Origin of the sequence: Bradyrhizobium liaoningense (assembly GCF_018130785.1) — a bacterium.
GTDB classification, from domain to species: Bacteria; Pseudomonadota; Alphaproteobacteria; order Rhizobiales; family Xanthobacteraceae; genus Bradyrhizobium; species Bradyrhizobium liaoningense_A.
Window position 1 is genome coordinate 93,963 of record NZ_JAFCJT010000013.1, and the last position, 19,567, is coordinate 113,529.

Genomic DNA, 19,567 nt, shown 5'->3' on the forward strand with positions numbered 1-19,567 from the left:
GTTCCCCCCTTTGCGGGGGAGGGAACGGAGAGAGCCGCGGCCGCCTCACACACAAATTTCCGGCGAAAATTCTCTAATTATTTCAACCCCGTTCTACTGCGCATGGGGTTGTTTTCGCGGTTTTAGTTTCCGAACGCCGCAAACTGCTGTGCGACTGCGCGGTAGACGTCGCGCCGGAACGGCACCACGAGATCGGCGACGCGGTCGAGACGCTCCCAGCGCCACGCGTCGAACTCCGCGGGCTGTTCGTTGCGCGGTGTCAGCGGATCGATCTCGTCGTCGCGGCCGGTGAAGCGCAGCGCGAACCATTTCTGGCGCTGGCCGCGGAATTTCGCCAGCCGATGCGTCTGCGGGCCGTCATAGGGAGGGAATTCGTAAGTCAGCCAGTCTGTCTCGCCGAGATAATCCGCACTCTTGACGCTGGTCTCTTCCCAAAGCTCGCGCAGCGCCGCATCGCGCAGGTTCTCGCCCTCATCGACACCGCCTTGCGGCATCTGCCAATCGAGGCCCGGCAGGATGATCTCGGGGCCGTCGCCCTTGAAGCGGTGGCCGATCAGCACGCGGCCATCGGCATTGAAGAGGGCGATCCCCACGTTGGGACGGTAGGGTTTTGGATTGGTCACGCGCGCGTCTTTCATCGTCATTCCCGCGATGCATTAGCACCGAACCCGGGATGACGATTTGATTTATTGATCCGCCAGCGCGGAAAATTCCTTCACCACGCGCTCATAGACCGGGCGCTTGAACGGGATGATCAGCCCGGTCAGGTTCTTCATCGGCTCCCAGCGCCAGCTGACGAACTCCGCCTTGTGGCCGCCGCCGCCTGGCTTCTCGACATTGATCTCGCTGTCCTTGCCGGTGAAGCGTACCGCGAACCATTTCTGGCGCTGGCCGCGATAGCGGCCCTTCCAGGCGCGTCCCGCAACCGTGCGCGGGATGTCGTAGACGAGCCAGTCCGGGACCTCGCCGAGCCGCTCGACCGAGCGAACGCTGGTCTCCTCATAGAGCTCGCGCTTTGCGGCCTCCCAGGTGTCCTCGCCGGGATCGACGCCGCCCTGCGGCATCTGCCAGACATGGGCGTCGTCGACATGCTCGATGCCGCCGGCGCGGCGGCCGATGAACACCAGACCCTTCATGTTGATCAGCATCACACCGACGCAAGTACGGTAGGGCAGATCCTCGTAACGCGCCATTCCGCCAGACCTCTCGCGTGCATTTGGTGGGTATGCTGGCCCCGAGGGCCCGTGCCGTACCAATCCGTTGATTTAGCTGGATTTTGATTTCAGCATCGCGGTTGTCAATGGCACCAAAAGGATACCACGGTCGCTCAACGTCCTGGTCCAGCTGCCGATGCGCTCGATCGAGACCGGCAGGGCGGAGGCGGTGCCGACGGCGACGCCGCGCTCGCGCGCCACCGATTCGAGCTTGTTCAGGGCGCGGTCGATCTCGGTCGGGGTCGGCACCACGTCGATCGCGATGTCACCCTTGCCGAACGGCATCGCCTGGCTGGCCGCGGCCTGGGGCGCGATGCTGCGGGGCGAGGAGCCGTCGTCGAAGAAGCCGAGGCCGCGCTTGGCCGCCTCGCGGATGATCGGCTGCATCGCGGCGTCGGTCGCCACGAAGCGGGCGCCCATGAAATTGGTGAGGCCGGCATAGCCCTGCATCCGGCTCAGGTGCCAATACAGGCGGTCCATGTTCTGGTCGGTGGTGAGCGAGGTCAGCAGCGTCTGCGGGCCCGGGTCGTTGTCCGGGAAGTCGTAGGGCTCCATCGGGATCTGGAGAAAGATCTCGTGGCGCTGGGCGCGGGCCCGCTCGGCGAGCTTGCCGGGATCGGCGCCATAGGGCGTGAAGGCCAGCGTGACTGCCGGCGGCAGTCGCATGATCGCGTCGGTGGTCTTGGCCGCGCCGACGCCGAGGCCGCCGATCAGGATCGCGACCACAGGCATTTTTGCCGCCTTGGCGCGATCGGCATCCGCCGCGTAGACGTTGAACGGCTTCGAGCCATCCGCCACCACGGGGATCATGCCGTAGCGCGATTTTTCCAGCAGTTTTGGGTCGATCCCGGCCATGACGGGCGGCGGGGCGGATGCGGCCGCTGCTTCGCCCTTGTCGGCGGCATCGCCACCACCGATCACCACGTCGTGGCGCGTGCCGGTGGAACCGTCGATCATGGTGACGGTCCTCTGCTCGCCCGCCTGCTTCGGCGCCTCCCTGGCCTCGTGCTTGCTCTCTTGCTTGCTCTCCTGACCATGGCCCGCGGCCGGCTTCTCGTCGGTGGCCTTGGGTTCACGAATCGCAATCCGCGTCATCGGCTCGCCGCCGAGCGGATCCTTGTTGAAGATGGCGAAGCCGGCGAAGGCGACCAGGAACAGGCCGAGCATGACCGCGAGGGCCTGCGTCGCGGTGAACGGCAGCCGCAGCCGCCGTTTCCGGCGCGGCTTGTCCTGTCCGAGCGGGGCGCTCAGATCATCGGCCGTTTCAGTCATGCGAGATCCCGAATCACTCGGCACTAACGATACCACGCCGAGGTCAAGCGGCGGCAGGCCGGGATAGGCCGGGGGCGTCGGGAGCTCCACGCAAAAAGGGCGGCTCCCGGAGCCGCCCTTTTCGAGAGATCAGGTGACGCGCCGACTTAGTTCGCAGCTTTGGGCTTGTCGGTCGTGGCCTTGTTGTCGCCCGGCGTGGGCGCCGCGGAGGCGCTGTTCTTGATGCCGTGGAGCAAATCGTCCGCGAGCTTGAGCGCCTTGTCGTCCTTGGCATCCGGCGGGACGTAGGACTGCGAGCCGGTCTTCTCGTCGCCGTCGTTCTTGAGATGACCGCGCAGCGAAGCTTCGCCCTTGGTGTCGGTGCGCGACTTCAGCTCATCCGGCACGTCCTGGAGCACTTCGATGTCGGGCACGATGCCCTTGGCCTGGATCGACTTGCCCGACGGCGTGTAGTAGCGCGCCGTGGTCAGACGCAGTGCGCCGTTGCCCGAGCCGAGCGGAATGATGGTCTGCACCGATCCCTTGCCGAACGAACGCGTGCCGACGATGGTCGCGCGCTTGTGGTCCTGGAGCGCACCGGCGACGATTTCCGACGCCGAGGCCGAGCCGCCATTGACCAGCACGATGACCGGCTTGCCCTTGGTGAGGTCGCCCGCATGCGCGGTGCGGCGCTGGGTCTCCTCGGCATTGCGGCCGCGGGTCGAGACGATCTCGCCCTTCTCCAGGAACGAGTCGGAGACCGTCACCGCTTCCTCCAGCAGGCCGCCCGGGTTGTTGCGGAGGTCGATGATGTAGCCCTTGAGCTTGTCGCCGATCTGATTCGAGAGGTTGGCGACCTCGCGCTTCAGGCCTTCGGTGGTCTGCTCGTTGAAGGTGGTGATGCGGATATAGGCGATGTCGTCGGCCTCGATGCGCGCGCGCACCGAGCGGACGCGAATGTTGTCGCGCACCAGGGTGACGTCGATCGGATTGTCCTGGCCCTTGCGGATGATCTTGAGCTTGATCTTGGTGTTGACCGGACCGCGCATCTTCTCGACCGCCTGGTTCAGGGTCAGGCCCTGCACGGCTTCGTCGTCGAGATTGGTGATGATGTCGTTGGCCATGACGCCGGCGCGCGAAGCGGGGGTGTCGTCGATCGGCGAGACCACCTTGATCAGGCCGTCCTCCATCGTGACTTCGATGCCGAGGCCGCCGAACTCACCGCGGGTCTGCACCTGCATGTCGCGGAAGCTCTTGGCGTCCATGTAGCTCGAATGCGGATCGAGGCCGGTGAGCATGCCGCTGATGGCGGATTCGATCAGCTTGGTGTCATCGGGTTTCTCGACATAGTCCGAGCGCACGCGCTCGAAGACGTCGCCGAACAGGTTGAGCTGGCGATAGGTGTCCGCAGTGGCGGCTCGCGCGCTGGAGCCCATGAACACCGCGCGCGGCTGGGTCACGAACAGCGTCAGCGCCGCACCGGTGGCCGCGCTGAGGAGGATAACTGAAGTCTTGCGCATCATCCGCGAACCTTCTCGCCTTCATTTGCGGCCCACCATGGGCCTGGATCGATTGGAGTGCCGTCCTTACGGAACTCGACATACAGCACAGGTTGACTCGCGTTCGTGGCGAGAATGGAGGCGACTTGAGAGGTCGACCCCATGGTCGCGACCGGCTCCCCCGTGAGCACAAACTGGCCGATGTTGACCGAAATGCGCTCCATCCCGGCGATCAGGACATGATACCCGCCCCCGGCATTGAGGATCAAGAGTTGTCCATAGCTACGGAACGGGCCGGCATAGACGACCCAGCCGTCACATGGCGTCGTGACCTGGGAGCCGGGCCGACTTGCCAGCGAAATGCCCTTCTGGACACCGCCGACCCCGTCGGAACCGCCAAAATCCCTGATCTTGTTACCGTTAACCGGAAGAGGCAGGAGTCCCTTGGCCGACGCAAAGGCGATCGCCGGGGTGGTCCGGGACCGGTCCTTGAGAGCGGCCGGGCCGGACTTGGCGCTGGCGGCCGCCTTTGCCTCGGCCTGCCTTGCCGCCTCAGCCGCCTTCTCGGCGGCCCTGGCGGCGCTTTGCAGGTCCTGCTCCATCTTGGTGATCAGCCCCTGGAGATCGCCGACCTGTCGGGAGAGCGCGATGGCGCGCGAGTTCTCGGCGTCCAGGTCCTTTTCGCGCGACGCCTGCTGGCGCTGCCGCTCGTCGACCAGGGCGGTGAGCCTGGTCTGGTCGTTGCGGACCTTGTCGCGGTCGGTGGCGAGCTGGTCGCGTTCGGCGGCGATGTTCTTGCGCAAGGTCACGAGCTCGCCGAGGTCGCCCGCGAGCTTCTCGGCGCGGCCGCGCAATTCCGGTACCACGGCGCCGAGCAGCATGGCGGTGCGCAGTGATTGCAGCGCATCTTCGGGCCGCACCAACAGCGCCGGAGGCGTGCGCCGGCCGGCGCGCTGCAGGGCCGCCAGCACCTCGACGATGTCGGCGCGGCGCGACTCCAGCGAGGTGCGCATCTGTTGCTCGCGGCCGTTCAGCGAGCGCAGCCGCGCTTCGGCTTCGTCGATCTTGGTCTCGACGCTCCGCACATTGGCTGCGGTATCGATCAGCTGCTGATTGAGCTGGGTGCGGTCCTGGCCGAGCGAGGTGATCTCGGCCTTGAGCTTGGCCTGGGCCTCTTCCGCGCTCTTCTGCCTCGTGCGGGCGGCCTCGAGCTCCTGCTCGCGCTGCTTGATCGCATCGGGCGAGACTGCCGCCGTCTGTGGCGCGGGCGCAGTTGTCTGACCTTGCGTCTGAGCTTGCGCGAGGCTTGCGCCCAAGACACTTAAGCCCAAGACACTTAGGCCCAAGACACTTAGGCCCAAGACACTTGCGCCCAAGACACTTGGGCCGGAGACGCCGGCGATCAGCAGCAGGTTGAGGATCGGCGCTCGCATCGCTTTACGCAAAGGTGCTCGTTGTGGCGCGCATCACGCGCGGTGATAGGGGTGGCCGGCCAGAATGGTGGCGGCCCGATAAAGCTGTTCCAGAAGCATGACGCGGACCATTTGGTGCGGCCAGGTCGCAGAGCCGAACGCGATCGCGAGCTTGGCCTTACGGCGCAATTCGGGCGAAAGTCCGTCCGCCCCTCCGATCACGAAGATAGTATGTCCGGCCCCCTCGTCGCGCCAGCGCCCGAGGTGCCGTGCGAATACGGTGGAGTCGAGATTCTGGCCGCGCTCGTCCAGCGCCACCAGGATCGATTTTTCCGGGATATGCGCACCGATCGCCGCGGCCTCTTCGGCCATCCGCGTTGCGGTGTCGCGCGCGCGGCTCTCGGGGATTTCGTGGATGGTGAGCTCGCGGAATCCGAGCTTGCGGCCGGCTTCGTCGAACCGCTCGAAATAGCGGTCGGCAAGCTCCCGTTCGGGGCCCTGCTTCAGCCGGCCCACCGCAATGACAGCAACGCGCATGATATCTTCAGGGTCGTGTTTTCAAGACCGCGCGCAATATGCGCGCGCACGACGCTACCATGCGCGTCAGCCGATTCGAAATCGGCCCGATGAGCCTAGATCGCCTTCGCCGCCCCTGGGCCCTGCGTGTACAACCGCTCGAGGTTGTAGAACTCGCGGACCTCGGGTCTGAACACGTGCACGATCACATCGCCGGAATCGATCAGCACCCAGTCGCAATTGGGCAAGCCCTCGACGTGGATGTTCCTGATGCCGTTTTCCTTGAGGCCCTTGGCGACGTTGTCCGCGATCGCGCCGACATGCCGGTTCACCCGGCCGGTGGTGACGATCATGTAGTCGGAGTACGCCGATTTGCCGCGAAGGTCGATGGTGACCGTCTCTTCCGCCTTCATATCCTCGAGGCGGGAGAGGATCAGGCTCAGCGTCTTGTCGGCGTCGGGTTGCGCCTTCAAGGCCGCAGCTTTGGTCGATGTTTTACGCGTAGGCTTGGCAACCTTGGGTAAAACAGACTTGGACAATACAGATGTGGTCAGGGACCATTCCTTTCACTGTATCGCGAACGCCGAATCCGACGATCACTGGTTACACTACATCATGTGGGGTTAAGGGTTTCAATATGCCAGAGAGCCCTAAATCCCAACGAACGTCCTCACACTCCGTCTCACTTCGGACCTTTCCAGCTCCCGTCCGGGTTCCGTAAGCCCGTCGAGGACAGGTTCAATTTCAATCCCGTCAGAAAGACCCAGGCCGGCGCCGGCCGATCCGGAAGCAATGCTGCTTCCGTCTCGGGCAAGCGGTAACGCGCAAGGGCCTGGGCGGCGGGCGAGGCGAGGGCGCGAAAACTCTGCGGCGGGCGATCGATGACCGCAATCGGCACCTGGTCGGCGATGCGCCGCCAGTGCTGCCAACGATGGAATTGAGCGAGGTTGTCGGCGCCCATAATCCAGACAAAGCGCAGGCCACTGAGGCGGCGGCGCAAGGTGTTGATCGTGTCGATAGTATAGCGGGTACGAATGACGGATTCGAGACAGCTCACCTCGATCCTGGGATCGTCAGCGACGTCGCGCGCGGCCTGCATGCGCGCGCCGAGCTCATGCAGCGTGCCGTTCTCCTTCAGCGGATTGCCCGGCGTGACCAGCCACCACACGCGGTCGAGTTGGAGGCGTTTCAGCGCGAACTGGCTGATGGCGCGATGGGCCTGATGCGGCGGATTGAACGAGCCGCCGAGCAGGCCGATGCGCATGCCTTCGGTGTAGCGCGGTATGGCCTGCGCGAAGAAACGTGGCGCGACGAAATTGTTACTCAATGCCCCGCGCCTCGCGACATGACTTACGGCCGCGTCTGACCTGTGCCGTGGACGCGATATTTGAAGCTCGTGAGCTGCTCGGCGCCGACCGGGCCGCGAGCGTGGAATCGGCCGGTGGCAATGCCGATCTCGGCGCCGAAACCGAACTCGCCGCCATCGGCGAACTGCGTCGAGGCGTTGTGCAGCACGATCGCGGAATCGACCTCGCTCAGGAATTTCTTCGCGTTGGCCTCATCCGCGCTCACGATCGCATCGGTGTGATGCGAGCCGTGCGTCTGGATATGCGCGATCGCGCCGTCGACGCCGTCAACCACCTTCGCCGCGATGATCGCGTCGAGATATTCGGTGTCCCAATCGTCCTCGCTGGCAGGCTTTACCCGCGCATCGGTCTTCTGCACGGCGTCGTCGCCGCGCACCTCGCAGCCGGCCTCGATCAGCATCTCGACCAGCGGCTTCAGATTTTTGCCAGCAGCGGCGCGATCGACCAGCAGCGTCTCGGCCGCGCCGCAGACGCCGGTGCGGCGCATCTTGGCGTTGAGCACGATCGACTTCGCCATGGCGAGGTCGGCACTGGCATCGATATAGACGTGGTTGACGCCTTCGAGATGCGCGAACACGGGCACGCGCGCCTCCTGCTCGACACGCGCGACGAGGCTTTTGCCTCCGCGCGGCACGATCACGTCAACGGCGCCGTTCAACCCTGAAAGCATCATGCCGACCGCCGCGCGGTCGCGCGTCGGCACAAGCGTGATCGCAGCTTCGGGCAGGCCAGCTTCGCGCAGGCCCTGCACCAGGCATTCATGGATCGCGCGGCACGAACGAAAACTGTCGGAGCCGCCGCGCAGGATCACGGCATTGCCGGATTTCAGGCAAAGCACGCCGGCATCCGCCGCAACGTTCGGCCGACTCTCGAAAATCACGCCGACGACGCCGAGCGGTACGCGCACGCGCTCGATGGTCATGCCGTTCGGCCGCTGCCAGCTCTCGGTGACGATGCCGACCGGATCCGCGATGCCGCGCACGATGCCGATGCCCTCGGCCATGGCTTCGACGCGCGCCGGCGTCAGCGTCAGGCGGTCGATGAAGGAGGAGGTGGCATTGCCGGAGGCGCGAGCCTCCGCAACGTCCTCGGCATTGGCGGCAAGGATCGCCGCAGCGTTGCTGCGGATCGCCCGCTCCATGGCTTCGAGCGCCAGGTTCTTCTGCTCCGGCGGCGCCAGCGCCAGCACGCGCGCGGCAGCGCGGGCACGGGCGGCGAGATCGGACATCAGCGCCTGGAGATCGGCATTGCCGTCGACGGCTTTGAGGGGGGCGGCCATTGGAGTTTCAACCTTCTGCTAAGGCGGTGTCCTAGCATGGAAATCCCGCGTCTGCGAAGGGTCGGGAGGGTATGGCTGGTACCCCCGGTTGCGCTCGGCTAGGTCACTGGCCCAGTATAAAGGGCCGCAGCGGTCCCTTACCCACCCACCACGAGATCGTCGCGGTGGATCATCTCGGACCGCCCGCTGATGCCGAGGATGGCCATCACGTCCGGGGAGGAGCGGCCCTTGATCCGTTCGGCGTCGTCGGCATCGTAGGCGATCAGGCCGCGGCCGACCTCGCTGGTATCGGGCCCGCGCACGATCACGGCGTCGCCGCGGGCGAACTGGCCTTCCACCTTGATCACGCCGGCCGGCAGCAGGCTGGCGCCGGCACGCAGAGCGGCGACCGCGCCGGCGTCGATCGTCAGCGTGCCCTTCGGCTCCAACGAGCCCGCGATCCAGCGTTTTCGCGAGGTGATGGGATTGGCCGGCGTCAGGAACCAGGTGCAGCGGCCGCCGTCGGCGATCGCCTGCAGGGGATGCTCGATCTTGCCCGAGGCGATCAGCATATGCGTGCCGCCCGTGGTCGCGATCTTGGCGGCCTCGACCTTGGTGCGCATGCCGCCGCGCGACAGCTCGGACTCGGCGTCGCCTGCCACGGCCTCGATCTCCGAGGAGATGCTGTCGACCACGGGAATGAGTTTTGCGTTCGGATTGTTCTTCGGCGGGGCGTCGTAGAGCCCGTCGATATCGGACAGCAGCACCAGGAGATCGGCGCTCGCCATGGTGGCGACGCGCGCGGCGAGGCGGTCATTGTCGCCGTAGCGGATCTCGTTGGTGGCGACCGTGTCGTTCTCGTTGATGACGGGGATCGCGCGCCATTCCAGCAGCTTGCCGATGGTGGAGCGCGCGTTGAGATAGCGGCGGCGCTCCTCGGTGTCCTGGAGCGTCACCAGGATCTGGCCCGCTCCGATTCCGTGGGCGCCGAGCACCTCCGACCAGATCCGTGCCAGCGCGATCTGGCCGACGGCGGCGGCGGCCTGGCTCTCCTCCAGCTTCAGCGGGCCGCGCGGCAATTTCAGCCGGCTGCGGCCGAGTGCGATCGACCCGGAGGAGACGACGAGCACGTCGCGGCCCTCGCGGTGCAGCTTGGCCATGTCGTCGGCGAGCGCGGCGAGCCAGGACGCGCGCACCTCGCCCTTGTCGGAATCGACCAGCAGCGCGGAGCCGACCTTGACGACGATGCGGCGGAATTGACTGAGTTCGGGGCTGGCCATGTGTGTATGTGCTGGCGCGTGTGACGAATTGATCTGCATTGGAAGCGGCGGACGACAGGCGGCGCCGGGTAAGGCCTGCTTTTGCAGCAGGACGGTGGCGGGCGCAAGGCGGCCGGAATGGTAAACGGTGAAGGTCGGCCTTGTCTTAAACGCCGGCCCGGTTCTAATGCCGCCAACCAATAATGGGCTGAAAGAGGAAACGAATGGATCGCCGCAAGTTCATGGCCGGCTGTCTCGGCCTGCCGCTCCTCGCGCAGGCGGAAGGCGTGCAAGCGCAGGCCGGGCTCTCGAAAATCATCTTCCCGTTCGCTGCAGGGGCGGGCGGCGACACGCTGTGCCGGCTGATTGCGCAGGAGATGGCGCCTGTGCTGCAACGGACCATCGTGGTCGAGAACCGCACCGGCGGCGACGGCCTGATCGGCATCAAGGCGGTGAAGGGCGGCAACCCCGACGGCAGCATGGTGCTGGTGACGACGGGACCCACCATGTACCTGCTGCCGATGGTGGAGACGACTCCGAGCTTCGACACGGCCAAGGATTTTGCGCCGGTGTCACTGCTGGCGCGGTTCGAATTCGCGCTGGTGATCGGCCCGGGGATCGATGTCGCTGATTTCAAGGGATTCGTCGCCTGGCTGAAGGCGCATCCGGACAAGACGTCGTTCGGCGTGCCGAGCAACGGCACCATCCCGCATTTCATGGGCTCCAAGCTGGAGAAGGATCTCGGCATTCCCCTGACCCGCGTGCCCTATCGCGGCAGCGCGCCGATCCTCAACGATCTTGTCGGCGGCCACATCTCGTTCGGCATCACGACATTGGCGGATGCGCTGCCGCAGCATCGCGCCAAGGGCGTGAAGATCATCGCGGTCGCGAGCGCGGAGCGTTCGCCGTTTGCGCCTGACGTTCCGACGCTGAAAGAGAGCGGCATCGATCTCGTTGCCGACGCCTGGTACGGCATGTGGCTTCCCGCCGGCAGCCCGCCGGACTTCGCCAGCAAGCTCGGCGCGGCCGCAAGCGCAGCGCTTGCCAAGCCCGAGGTGAAGGAAAAGCTTACGGCGATCGGGCTGATCCCGGTCGGCAGCTCCGCGGATGGCTTGGCCAAGGAGCTCGCGGCGAACACGGCGTTCTGGCAGCCGATCGTGAAGGCGACGGGGTACAAGATCGAGAACTAGACCTCGCTCGCGCCAGATCCTCCGTCGTCATGGCCGGGGCTTGTCCCGGCCATCCACGTGTATCGGTAATCGACGCAAGACGTGGATGCCCGGGTTCAGCCCGGGCATGACTGGCTGAGAGCTTTGCTCCGCCAACTCACATCTTCGCGCGCTGCGCGATGCCGTCCTTGATTGCGGCGAGTTCGGCTTCATCCCAGATGCCGATCAAAACCCCGCCCTTCACCTGGAGCTGGTTGTCCGCATAGTTTGCGATCTTCTCGCGGGGCGTGGTGATGTGGTCGTTCGGATGCAGCGCCCAGTCGAACAGCTCGGCCTGCAACCGCGCGATGATGCCGGCGCAATCAGGGTCGTCGCCGCGATCCAAAAACTCTTCCGGATCGGTTTCGAGGTCGTACAGCATCGGGCGGAAGCCGGAGGCGTGGATGTATTTCCAGCGGCCGTCGAACACCATGAACAGGCGGCAGCGCTCGATCGGCTGGTTCAGTTTCAGCCGCACATCCTGCATGGCGTAGTCATATTCGGAGAACGCCACCTTGCGCCAATCCGATGGCCTCTCGCCGCGCAGCAGCGGCAGCAGCGAGCGTCCTTCGAGAATGTGGCCCGGCACCTTGCCGCCGAAATAATCGACGAAGGTCGGGGCGAGATCGACGCCTTCCACCAGCGCGTCACTGCGCGTGCCGCGCGTGGCGTCGGCTTCCCTGGAGGGATCGATGACGATCAGCGGAATCTTCGCCGACTGCTCGTGGAACAGATCCTTCTCGCCCATCCAGTGGTCGCCGAGATAATCACCATGATCGGAGGTGAACACGATCATGGTTGTCTCCAGGAGGCCGCGCGCCTCGAGAAACTTCATCAGCACGCCCATCTGGTCGTCGATTTGCGTGATCAGGCCCATATAAGTCGGGATCACCTTCTCGCGGGCCTCGTCGCGCGCCATGTTGCGGGAGTAGCGCATGTCCATGTAGGCGCCGAACACCGGATGCGGATTCTGGCGTTCGCGCTCGGAGCGGATCGCCGGGATCATGTCATCGGTCGAATACATGCTGGCGTATGGCTCGGGCGCGATATAGGGCCAGTGCGGCTTGATGTAGGACAGATGCAGGCACCACGGCCTGCCGTCGGTCTCGGCCTCGCTGATGAAGTCCATCGCGCGCCGCGTCATATAGGGCGTTTCGGAATGCTCGTCCGGCACGCGCGCGGCCTTGTCGGCATGCACCAGCAGCCAGCCGTTCTGCAGGGAGCCGTCGTCCGTTGCACCTGAATTGGCCCAATGCTCCCAGGGATTGGTCGCTTCGAATCCTTGGCTGCGCAGGTACTCATCGTATTTCGGGCGCGGCCTCCCCGTCGGATGCAGGCCGTCGTCGCGCTCATAAGGCTCGAACCCGCACTCGGCGACGTGCACGCCGATGACAGATTCCGGCGGGATGCCGAGCGCCTTCATGCCTTCGAGATCGGGCGCCATGTGGGTCTTGCCGACCAGCACGTTGCGCACGCCGATCTTCTTGAGGTGATCGCCGAGCGTGGGCTCGCCGACGCGCAGCGGCCAGCCGTTCCAGTGCGAACCGTGCGAGCGCATGTAGCGCCCGGTGTAGAACGACATCCGCGACGGGCCGCAGATCGGCGATTGCACATAGGCCTTGCTGAACAGCACGCCACGCTTGGCCATGGCGTCGATGTTCGGCGTCTTCAGCGTGGGATGGCCGGTGCAGCCGAGATAATCATAGCGGAGCTGGTCGCACATGATCCAGAGAACGTTCTTCGCGCGCGCCATGCTTCGCCCCTGCCGTTTCTTGATTTTTTGATGCTGCGCTATCGCGGTCGCGATGACAAGCCAGCGGCGCGCGTGCCCGCGCATTCCGCTGTCGTCCCTGCCTGGTGCGCAATTGCGCACCAGGCAGGGAGAGGGCTCAAGCCGACCACGGCTCCGCTTCGGCCGCGCTCTTCGCCTTGGCCGATACCGGGGCCTCGCCGATCACTTCGACAAGCGCGCGCAACGCTTCCTTCACGCCGTCGCCGGTGACGCCGGAGAGCAGCAGTGGCGTCTTCTTGGCGGCGCGCTTCAAGCGGTCCTTCTGCTTCTTCAGCTCGTCCGGCTCGACCGCGTCGATCTTGTTCAGCGCGACGATCTCGATCTTGTCGGTGAGCAGGCCGCCATAGGCGTCGAGCTCCTTGCGCACCGTCTTGTACGCCTTGCCGGCGTGCTCGCAGGTTGCATCGACGAGATGCAGCAGCACGCGGCAGCGCTCGACATGGCCGAGGAAACGATCGCCGAGACCTGTGCCTTCATGCGCGCCCTCGATCAGACCCGGAATGTCCGCCAGCACGAATTCACGGCCGTCGGCATTCACGACGCCAAGCTGCGGATGCAGCGTGGTGAAAGGATAGTCGGCGATCTTGGGCCGCGCCGCGCTGACCTTGGAGAGAAAGGTCGACTTGCCGGCATTGGGCATGCCGACAAGACCGGCATCCGCGATCAGCTTCAGCCGCAGCCAGATCCAGCGCTCGTCGCCGGGCTGGCCGGGATTGGCGTTGCGTGGCGCGCGGTTGGTCGACGATTTGAAATGCGCGTTGCCGAAGCCGCCATTGCCGCCCTCGGCCAGCACGAACTTCTCGCCGACGTTGGTGAAGTCGTGGATCAGGGTCTCGCGGTCTTCGTCGAAGATCTGCGTGCCCACCGGGACCTTCAGCACGATGTTCTTGCCATTGGCGCCGTGGCGGTCCGAGCCCGAACCGTTCTCGCCTTTCTGGGCCTTGAAATGCTGCTGGTAGCGGTAGTCGATCAGCGTGTTGAGGCCGTCGGCGACCTCGATGATCACATTGCCGCCGCGGCCGCCATTGCCGCCGGAAGGACCGCCGAATTCGATGAACTTCTCGCGGCGGAACGCCACGCAGCCGTTCCCGCCGTCACCGGAGCGGATATAGACCTTTGCTTCGTCGAGGAATTTCATGGGCCATAGGTAGGGCAGGCGGTCCCGCGCGGCAACCCGGACTTATCCCTGAATCGGCCGAATTTCCGCGAATTTGGCCTCGTGCTTAACCTGCAGGCCGTCTCCGGATCAGGAATTTCTGCATCCCTTCCAGCACCAGCTCCTTGCGCTGGTTGAACACGGTGCTTTTGAGCGTCACCGCGCCGGTCGTGCGACCCGGCACCAGCTCCGTGACCTCGAGCGCGGGATAGATGGTGTCGTCGGCGAACACCGGCTTGAGGAACCGGCTCGATTGCTCGAGGAAGCCGACCAGGGATTCCTCGACCATGAACGGGAACAGGCCTGCGCCGGGCGCGGTGTGGATCAGGGTCTGGAAGCCGTGGGCGAGCAGATGCGGCATGCCGCGGCTGCGGCAATATTCCACGTCGTAATGCACGGGGTGGGTGTCGCCGCTCGCGGTCTGGAAGGCGGCGAACACCGCCGAGGTCTGGGTGCGGCTCGGCAGCACGAAGCGCTCGCCGACCGCGAAATCCTCAAACCAGCGTTGCGTGGGGATCATGCGATGCCGGGTCGGGTCGAAGTCGCTCATGTCAGTGCTCTCTGGTTCGGTAGGCGCCTATCGCTATCGCGCCGCGAAGAGTGCGACAATCCGTTCAATCGGCAGATGCGGGCTTGTCCGGCGCGTCCACGTCATTAAAACGGCGCCAATGCCCCTGTTCAAGAATCTCTCTGCCTATGACGACCGCTCCGCGCGCCTTGCCGGCATCGCGCTGATGGTGCTGTCGATCTTCATGTTCTCGTTCGGCGACGCCATGGGCAAGTTCCTGGTCGGGACTTATTCGGTGGGGCAGCTGCTGTTCCTGCGCGCCTGCGCGGCCCTGCTGCTGCTGTCGCCGCTGGTCTGGCGGCAACGTCACCAGTTCCTGCATCTGGAGCGGCCGCGCCTGCAGCTGTTTCGCGTCGTGCTGTCGACGCTGGAAGTGGCCGCCTTCTTCCTCGCGACGGTCTATCTGCCGCTCGCCGATGTCATCACCTATTATCTCGCCGGCCCCATCTTCGTCACCGCGATGTCGGCGATCTTTCTGGGCGAGAAGGTCGGCTGGCGGCGCTGGACCGCGATCTTGATCGGCTTCTGCGGCGTGCTGATCGCGTTGCGGCCGTCGGCACAGACGGTCAGCCTGCCGGCACTGATCGCACTCGGCGGCAGCCTGTCGTTTGCGACCCTGATGCTGATCACGCGCAGCCTGCGCAAGACGCCCGACATCGTGATGGCGTCGTCGCAATTCGTCGGCACGTTTTCGCTGGGCGCCGTGCTGTCTGCGTTTCACTGGGTGCCGCCGACGCCTGGCAGCCTCGGGATTTTCGCGTTGGCGGGTTGCGTCTCGGTGACGGCGCTGTTCTGCGTCAATCGCTCGCTCAAGCTGGCGCCGGCCAGCGTCGTCGTGCCCTATCAATATTCGATGATCGTCTGGGCCGTGATCTTCGGCTTCGTCGTGTTCGGCGACGTGCCGTCCATCGCCACCATCGTCGGCGCCGCCATCATCATCGGCGCCGGGTTCTACATATACTTGCGGGAACGCGATCTCGGCCGCCCGAGCAACGAGGTCAATCCGCCGGCGTGAATGCGGCGAAATAGTCCGCCGCCGTTCATTGAATCAAAGTTGAGCGAGCGAGCCAGCGCGCATGGTCATAGGAACTATCCACCCGGAGTAGCGGGCCGGACGCAGAGATGTGATGTTTCACTTTTCGCACAAGTGAGCTACTCTTGTATGTCAAGCGTCCAGCAACGACTGATTGTAACTCTCAAGGTCGGTTTGGCATGGCGACCAATCGAAAGCGCTGGGTGGCGGCTCTCATTGTCGTCGCGCTCGCGGCGGGCGGCTATTTCTTCTGGCAGAAACTTGGAAGAAGCAGTCTCCCGGAGGGATTTGCCAGCGGCAACGGCCGCATCGAGGGCACCGAAATCGACGTCGCGACGAAGACACCCGGGCGCGTCAAAGACATATTGGTGAGGGAAGGCGATTTCGTCTCGGTTGGACAGGTTCTAGCGCAGATGGACACACTGCAGCTCGAAGCCCAGCTTCGGCAAGCAGAAGCCCAACTGCGCCGCGCCACCATCAGCATCGATACCGCAAAGAGCCTCGTTACCCAGCGCGAGGCCGAGAAGAAGTCCGCAAGCGCGGTGATCGCGCAACGTAACGCCGAACTCGATGCCGCGGAACGAAAACTCCAGCGCTCGGAGACCTTGATCAAGACCAATGCCGTGCCTCAGCAGACGCTTGATGACGATCGGGCGGCCGCCAACGGCGCCACCGCGGCCGTAGCTGCGTCGGAGGCCCAGCTTGCCGCCTCCGACGCCGCGATCAACGCCGCCAGGGCTGCGGTAATCGATGCAGAGGCCTCCGTCGAGGCGGCGAAGGCGGCCATCGAGAGCATCAAGGCCGATATCAATGACAGTACGCTGCGCGCACCGCGGGAAGGGCGCGTGCAGTTCCGCGTCGCCCAGCCGGGCGAAGTCCTGGCCGCTGGTGGGCGCGTGCTGAATATGGTCGATCTCTCCGATGTTTTCATGACCTTCTTCCTGCCGACGGCGGAGGCGGGACGCGTTGCCATCGGCTCGGAGGTCCGTCTTATCCTCGACGCCGCTCCCCAATGGGTCATTCCGGCCAAGGCGACCTTCGTCGCCAATGTCGCGCAGTTCACGCCCAAGACGGTCGAGACACAGGTGGAGCGGGAGAAGCTCATGTTCCGCGTCAGGGCGCATATTTCACCCGACCTGCTGCGCCGATACATCGACCAGGTGAAGACGGGCTTGCCGGGCCAGGCGTATGTGCGGCTCGATCAGAATGCCCAATGGCCTGCGAGCCTGACCGACAAGCTGGTCAAATGAACGAGCTGTCGCAGGGCGCGCAGGATCGATCAGAACCTGTGGTCCACCTGGACGCGGTCAGTCTGTCCTACGGTTCGACGCGTGCACTCGACGGCATCACGCTCGATATTCCGTCGGCGTGCGTGATTGGGTTGATTGGACCTGACGGGGTCGGCAAATCGAGCCTGCTTTCGCTGGTTGCCGGAGCGCGCGAGATTCAGACCGGACAGGTTCATGTGCTCGGCGGCGACATGGCCGATGCGGCGCATCGCAGACGGACCTGCCCCCGGATCGCCTACATGCCGCAGGGCCTCGGCAAGAATCTCTATCCGACGCTGTCCGTCTTCGAGAACGTCGACTTTTTCGGCCGCCTGTTCGGCCATGACCGACATGAGCGCGAGCAGAGGATCGCAGCGCTTCTGAGGGATACTGGCCTCTCTCCCTTTGTCGATCGGCCGGCGGGAAAGCTCTCAGGTGGCATGAAGCAGAAGCTCGGCCTCTGCTGTGCGCTGATCCACGATCCCGACCTGCTGATCCTCGATGAACCAACGACGGGTGTCGATCCGCTTTCGCGACGCCAGTTCTGGGAGTTGATCGAGAACATCCGGGAAGCCCGGCCCCAGATGAGCGTCATCGTCGCGACCGCCTACATGGAGGAAGCGGCGCGTTTCGCCTGGCTGATGGCGATGGACAATGGACATCTACTGGCCTCCGGCACGCCTTCAGACCTGTTGCGGAGGACCGGTACCGACAACCTCGACGCCGCCTTCATCGCACTGCTTCCGGAAGAGCAGCGGCGCGACCACAAGGAGGTGGTGATACCACCTCGCGGGATGGGACAGGACGAAGACATCGCGATCGAGGCCAACCATTTGACGGTCAAGTTCGGCGACTTCACGGCCGTCGACGATGTCAGTTTTCGGATTCCGCGCGGCGAGATTTTCGGCTTTCTGGGCTCCAACGGCTGCGGCAAGACCACGACCATGAAGGTGCTGACCGGCCTGCTGCCGGCGAGCGCGGGTGAGGCGAGGCTGTTCGGCCACGAGGTCGACCCGAGGGACATGACTGTCCGGGCGCGCGTTGGTTACATGTCGCAGGCCTTTTCGCTTTATTCCGAGCTGACGGTGCGGCAGAACCTCGAGCTGCATGCGCGGCTGTTTCTGCTTCCTGCAGACACAATCGAAGGCCGCGTGCGGGACATGGTCACCCAATTCGATCTCGTCGCGTTCATCGACGCCTTGCCGGACGCGTTGCCGCTCGGCGTGCGCCAGCGATTGTCGCTGGCGGTCGCGATGATCCACGCGCCGGACATCCTCATTCTTGACGAGCCGACTTCCGGCGTCGATCCGATCGCGCGTGACCGGCTGTGGCAGATCCTCTCGGATCTCTCGCGCAAGGACGGCGTCACGATCTTTGTCTCCACCCACTTCATGAATGAAGCCGAACGTTGCGACCGAATCTCACTGATGCACGCGGGCAAGGTTCTGATCAGCGATACCCCTGAGCGGATCGCCGCGGAGCGGGGTAACGGAAACCTGGAGCAGGCCTTCGTCGCCTATCTGCAGGAGGCGATCGACCGGGTGGCCGCTCCCACCGTGCCGTCCACGCAGGCAGCCGTCTCCGCGGCGGCCCCGCCGACGGCCGAAGAGCGTCATTCATCACACCGCCTGCTCGGGTTCTTCGACCCGCGGCGGATGTTCGCCTATACGCAGCGCGAGGCGCTGGAACTCCAACGCGATCCGATCCGCGCGACGCTTGCCATCGTCGGCAGCCTGATCCTGATGTTCGTGATGGGCTATGGCATCAATACCGACGTCGAGAATTTGGCCTTTGCAGTCCTCGATCACGACGAAACTACGATCAGCCGGGACTACGCGCTGCAGATTTCCGGTTCGCGCTACTTCACCGAACACGCCCCCATCACGAGCTATGATGACCTCGACCGTCGTATGCGCAGCGGTGAGCTCAGCCTCGCGATCGAGCTTCCGCCGGGCTTCGGTCGCGATGTCGCGCGCGGTTCCAATGTTCAGATCGGCGCATGGATCGACGGGTCTAATCCTTCTCGCGCCGAGACCGTCCGCGGCTACGTCCAGGCCATGCACACGACCTGGCTGGTGCAGCGGGCGCGCGAACTCTCCGGTGCCGGCGAGGCAACCGGGGCGTTTCAGATCGAGGTCCGGTTTCTCTACAATCCCGACGTCAAGAGCATCGTTGCGATGGCTCCGGCCGTGATCCCGATCCTGCTTCTGATGATTCCGGCGATCCTGGCAGCCTTGAGTGTCGTGCGCGAAAAGGAACTCGGATCGATCATCAATTTCTATGTCACCCCGGTCACGCGGCTCGAATTTCTGCTCGGCAAGCAGATCCCGTACGTTGCGCTCGCCATGCTGAATTTCTTCCTGCTGACGGCCTTCGCCGTGTTCGTCTTCCGTGTTCCATTCACCGGGAGTTTCCCCGCCTTCACGGCCGGCGCCTGCCTTTACGTGATCATCTCGACGGCGATGGGCCTATTGATCTCTTCGTTCCTGAACAGCCAGATCGCCGCGATCTTCGCGACCGCGTTGCTCACGATGATTCCTGCGACGCAATATTCCGGGCTGGTGGATTCCGTATCGTCGTTGCAAGGTGCAGGAGCCGTTGTCGGCCGTATCTATCCGACCGCCCACTTCATCACCATTACGCGCGGGACGTTCTCGAAGGGGCTTGGGTTCGACGATCTTTCGGCGCCGTTCCTCGCCTTGATCGTGACGGTTCCCGTACTGCTGGGCCTTGGAACACTTTTGTTGCGCAAACAGGCAAACTAGC

General features: G+C 64.6%; 17 protein-coding genes. 4 read left to right on the plus strand and 13 right to left on the minus strand.

Features of this window, described 5'->3' with window-relative positions; all coding sequences use genetic code 11:
* Positions 1-122: 122 nt before the first annotated feature.
* The 10 genes from JQ627_RS24315 to proB all read right to left on the minus strand — a co-directional run bounded on the left by JQ627_RS24315 (position 123) and on the right by proB (position 9,797).
* Positions 123-623, minus strand: coding sequence for an RNA pyrophosphohydrolase (locus tag JQ627_RS24315; RefSeq protein ID WP_212486688.1), 501 nt, complete (start codon positions 621-623; stop codon positions 123-125).
* A 63-nt stretch (positions 624-686) separates the two neighbouring features.
* Positions 687-1,193 carry an RNA pyrophosphohydrolase gene (locus JQ627_RS24320; protein WP_212486631.1) on the minus strand — a complete coding sequence of 169 codons (507 nt, stop codon included), beginning with the start codon at positions 1,191-1,193 and terminating at the stop codon, positions 687-689.
* 72 nt (positions 1,194-1,265) lie between these two features.
* Positions 1,266-2,486, minus strand: coding sequence for a divergent polysaccharide deacetylase family protein (locus tag JQ627_RS24325; RefSeq protein WP_212486632.1), 1,221 nt, complete (start codon positions 2,484-2,486; stop codon positions 1,266-1,268).
* A gap of 146 nt (positions 2,487-2,632) precedes the next feature.
* Positions 2,633-3,988: a S41 family peptidase gene (locus tag JQ627_RS24330; RefSeq protein ID WP_014490597.1), complete on the minus strand. Its 1,356-nt coding sequence runs from the start codon at positions 3,986-3,988 to the stop codon at positions 2,633-2,635.
* Positions 3,985-5,397, minus strand: coding sequence for a murein hydrolase activator EnvC (locus tag JQ627_RS24335; protein WP_212486689.1), 1,413 nt, complete (start codon positions 5,395-5,397; stop codon positions 3,985-3,987). Before JQ627_RS24335 ends, JQ627_RS24330 begins: the two co-directional genes overlap by 4 nt.
* A 33-nt stretch (positions 5,398-5,430) precedes the next feature.
* Positions 5,431-5,913: a 23S rRNA (pseudouridine(1915)-N(3))-methyltransferase RlmH gene (gene rlmH / locus JQ627_RS24340; RefSeq protein ID WP_014490595.1), complete on the minus strand. Its 483-nt coding sequence runs from the start codon at positions 5,911-5,913 to the stop codon at positions 5,431-5,433.
* Between the two features lie 95 nt (positions 5,914-6,008).
* The gene (gene rsfS / locus JQ627_RS24345; RefSeq protein WP_212486633.1) at positions 6,009-6,365 is read right to left on the minus strand and encodes a ribosome silencing factor; all 357 of its coding nucleotides are present in this window, start codon (positions 6,363-6,365) and stop codon (positions 6,009-6,011) included.
* 209 nt (positions 6,366-6,574) lie between these two features.
* Complete coding sequence (locus tag JQ627_RS24350) at positions 6,575-7,219, minus strand: nicotinate-nucleotide adenylyltransferase (RefSeq protein ID WP_212486634.1); 645 nt, start codon at positions 7,217-7,219, stop codon at positions 6,575-6,577.
* A gap of 23 nt (positions 7,220-7,242) precedes the next feature.
* Entirely contained in the window at positions 7,243-8,538 is a 1,296-nt protein-coding gene (locus JQ627_RS24355; protein ID WP_212486635.1) for a glutamate-5-semialdehyde dehydrogenase, read from the minus strand.
* A gap of 137 nt (positions 8,539-8,675) precedes the next feature.
* On the minus strand, positions 8,676-9,797 hold the full coding sequence (gene proB, locus JQ627_RS24360; RefSeq protein ID WP_085348678.1) for a glutamate 5-kinase: 1,122 nt from the start codon (positions 9,795-9,797) through the stop codon (positions 8,676-8,678).
* Between the two features lie 203 nt (positions 9,798-10,000).
* Here proB and JQ627_RS24365 point away from each other — a divergent pair, with 203 nt between their 5' ends.
* Positions 10,001-10,966 carry a Bug family tripartite tricarboxylate transporter substrate binding protein gene (locus JQ627_RS24365; protein ID WP_212486636.1) on the plus strand — a complete coding sequence of 322 codons (966 nt, stop codon included), beginning with the start codon at positions 10,001-10,003 and terminating at the stop codon, positions 10,964-10,966.
* 136 nt (positions 10,967-11,102) lie between these two features.
* On the opposite strand, the gene JQ627_RS24370 is transcribed toward JQ627_RS24365, so the two are convergent.
* The 3 genes from JQ627_RS24370 to JQ627_RS24380 all read right to left on the minus strand — a co-directional run bounded on the left by JQ627_RS24370 (position 11,103) and on the right by JQ627_RS24380 (position 14,482).
* A complete protein-coding gene (locus JQ627_RS24370) occupies positions 11,103-12,737 on the minus strand; it encodes an alkaline phosphatase family protein (protein ID WP_212486637.1) in 1,635 nt (544 codons plus the stop codon).
* Between the two features lie 136 nt (positions 12,738-12,873).
* Positions 12,874-13,914, minus strand: a complete 1,041-nt coding sequence (obgE, locus tag JQ627_RS24375) for a GTPase ObgE (RefSeq protein ID WP_212486638.1) — start codon at positions 13,912-13,914, stop codon at positions 12,874-12,876.
* Between the two features lie 85 nt (positions 13,915-13,999).
* Positions 14,000-14,482, minus strand: coding sequence for a MaoC family dehydratase (locus tag JQ627_RS24380; RefSeq protein WP_212486639.1), 483 nt, complete (start codon positions 14,480-14,482; stop codon positions 14,000-14,002).
* Positions 14,483-14,600: 118 nt separating this feature from the next.
* Between JQ627_RS24380 and JQ627_RS24385 the strand changes: the two genes are divergently transcribed.
* The 3 genes from JQ627_RS24385 to rbbA all read left to right on the plus strand — a co-directional run bounded on the left by JQ627_RS24385 (position 14,601) and on the right by rbbA (position 19,566).
* Positions 14,601-15,515, plus strand: a complete 915-nt coding sequence (locus JQ627_RS24385) for a DMT family transporter (protein ID WP_212486640.1) — start codon at positions 14,601-14,603, stop codon at positions 15,513-15,515.
* 197 nt (positions 15,516-15,712) lie between these two features.
* Complete coding sequence (locus tag JQ627_RS24390; RefSeq protein ID WP_212486691.1) at positions 15,713-16,783, plus strand: HlyD family secretion protein; 1,071 nt, start codon at positions 15,713-15,715, stop codon at positions 16,781-16,783.
* Positions 16,780-19,566 (plus strand): ribosome-associated ATPase/putative transporter RbbA, encoded by a 2,787-nt coding sequence (gene rbbA, locus JQ627_RS24395; protein ID WP_212486690.1) that lies wholly within the window; start codon positions 16,780-16,782, stop codon positions 19,564-19,566. The genes JQ627_RS24390 and rbbA overlap by 4 nt, the downstream gene beginning before the upstream one ends.
* Position 19,567: the final 1 nt, after the last annotated feature.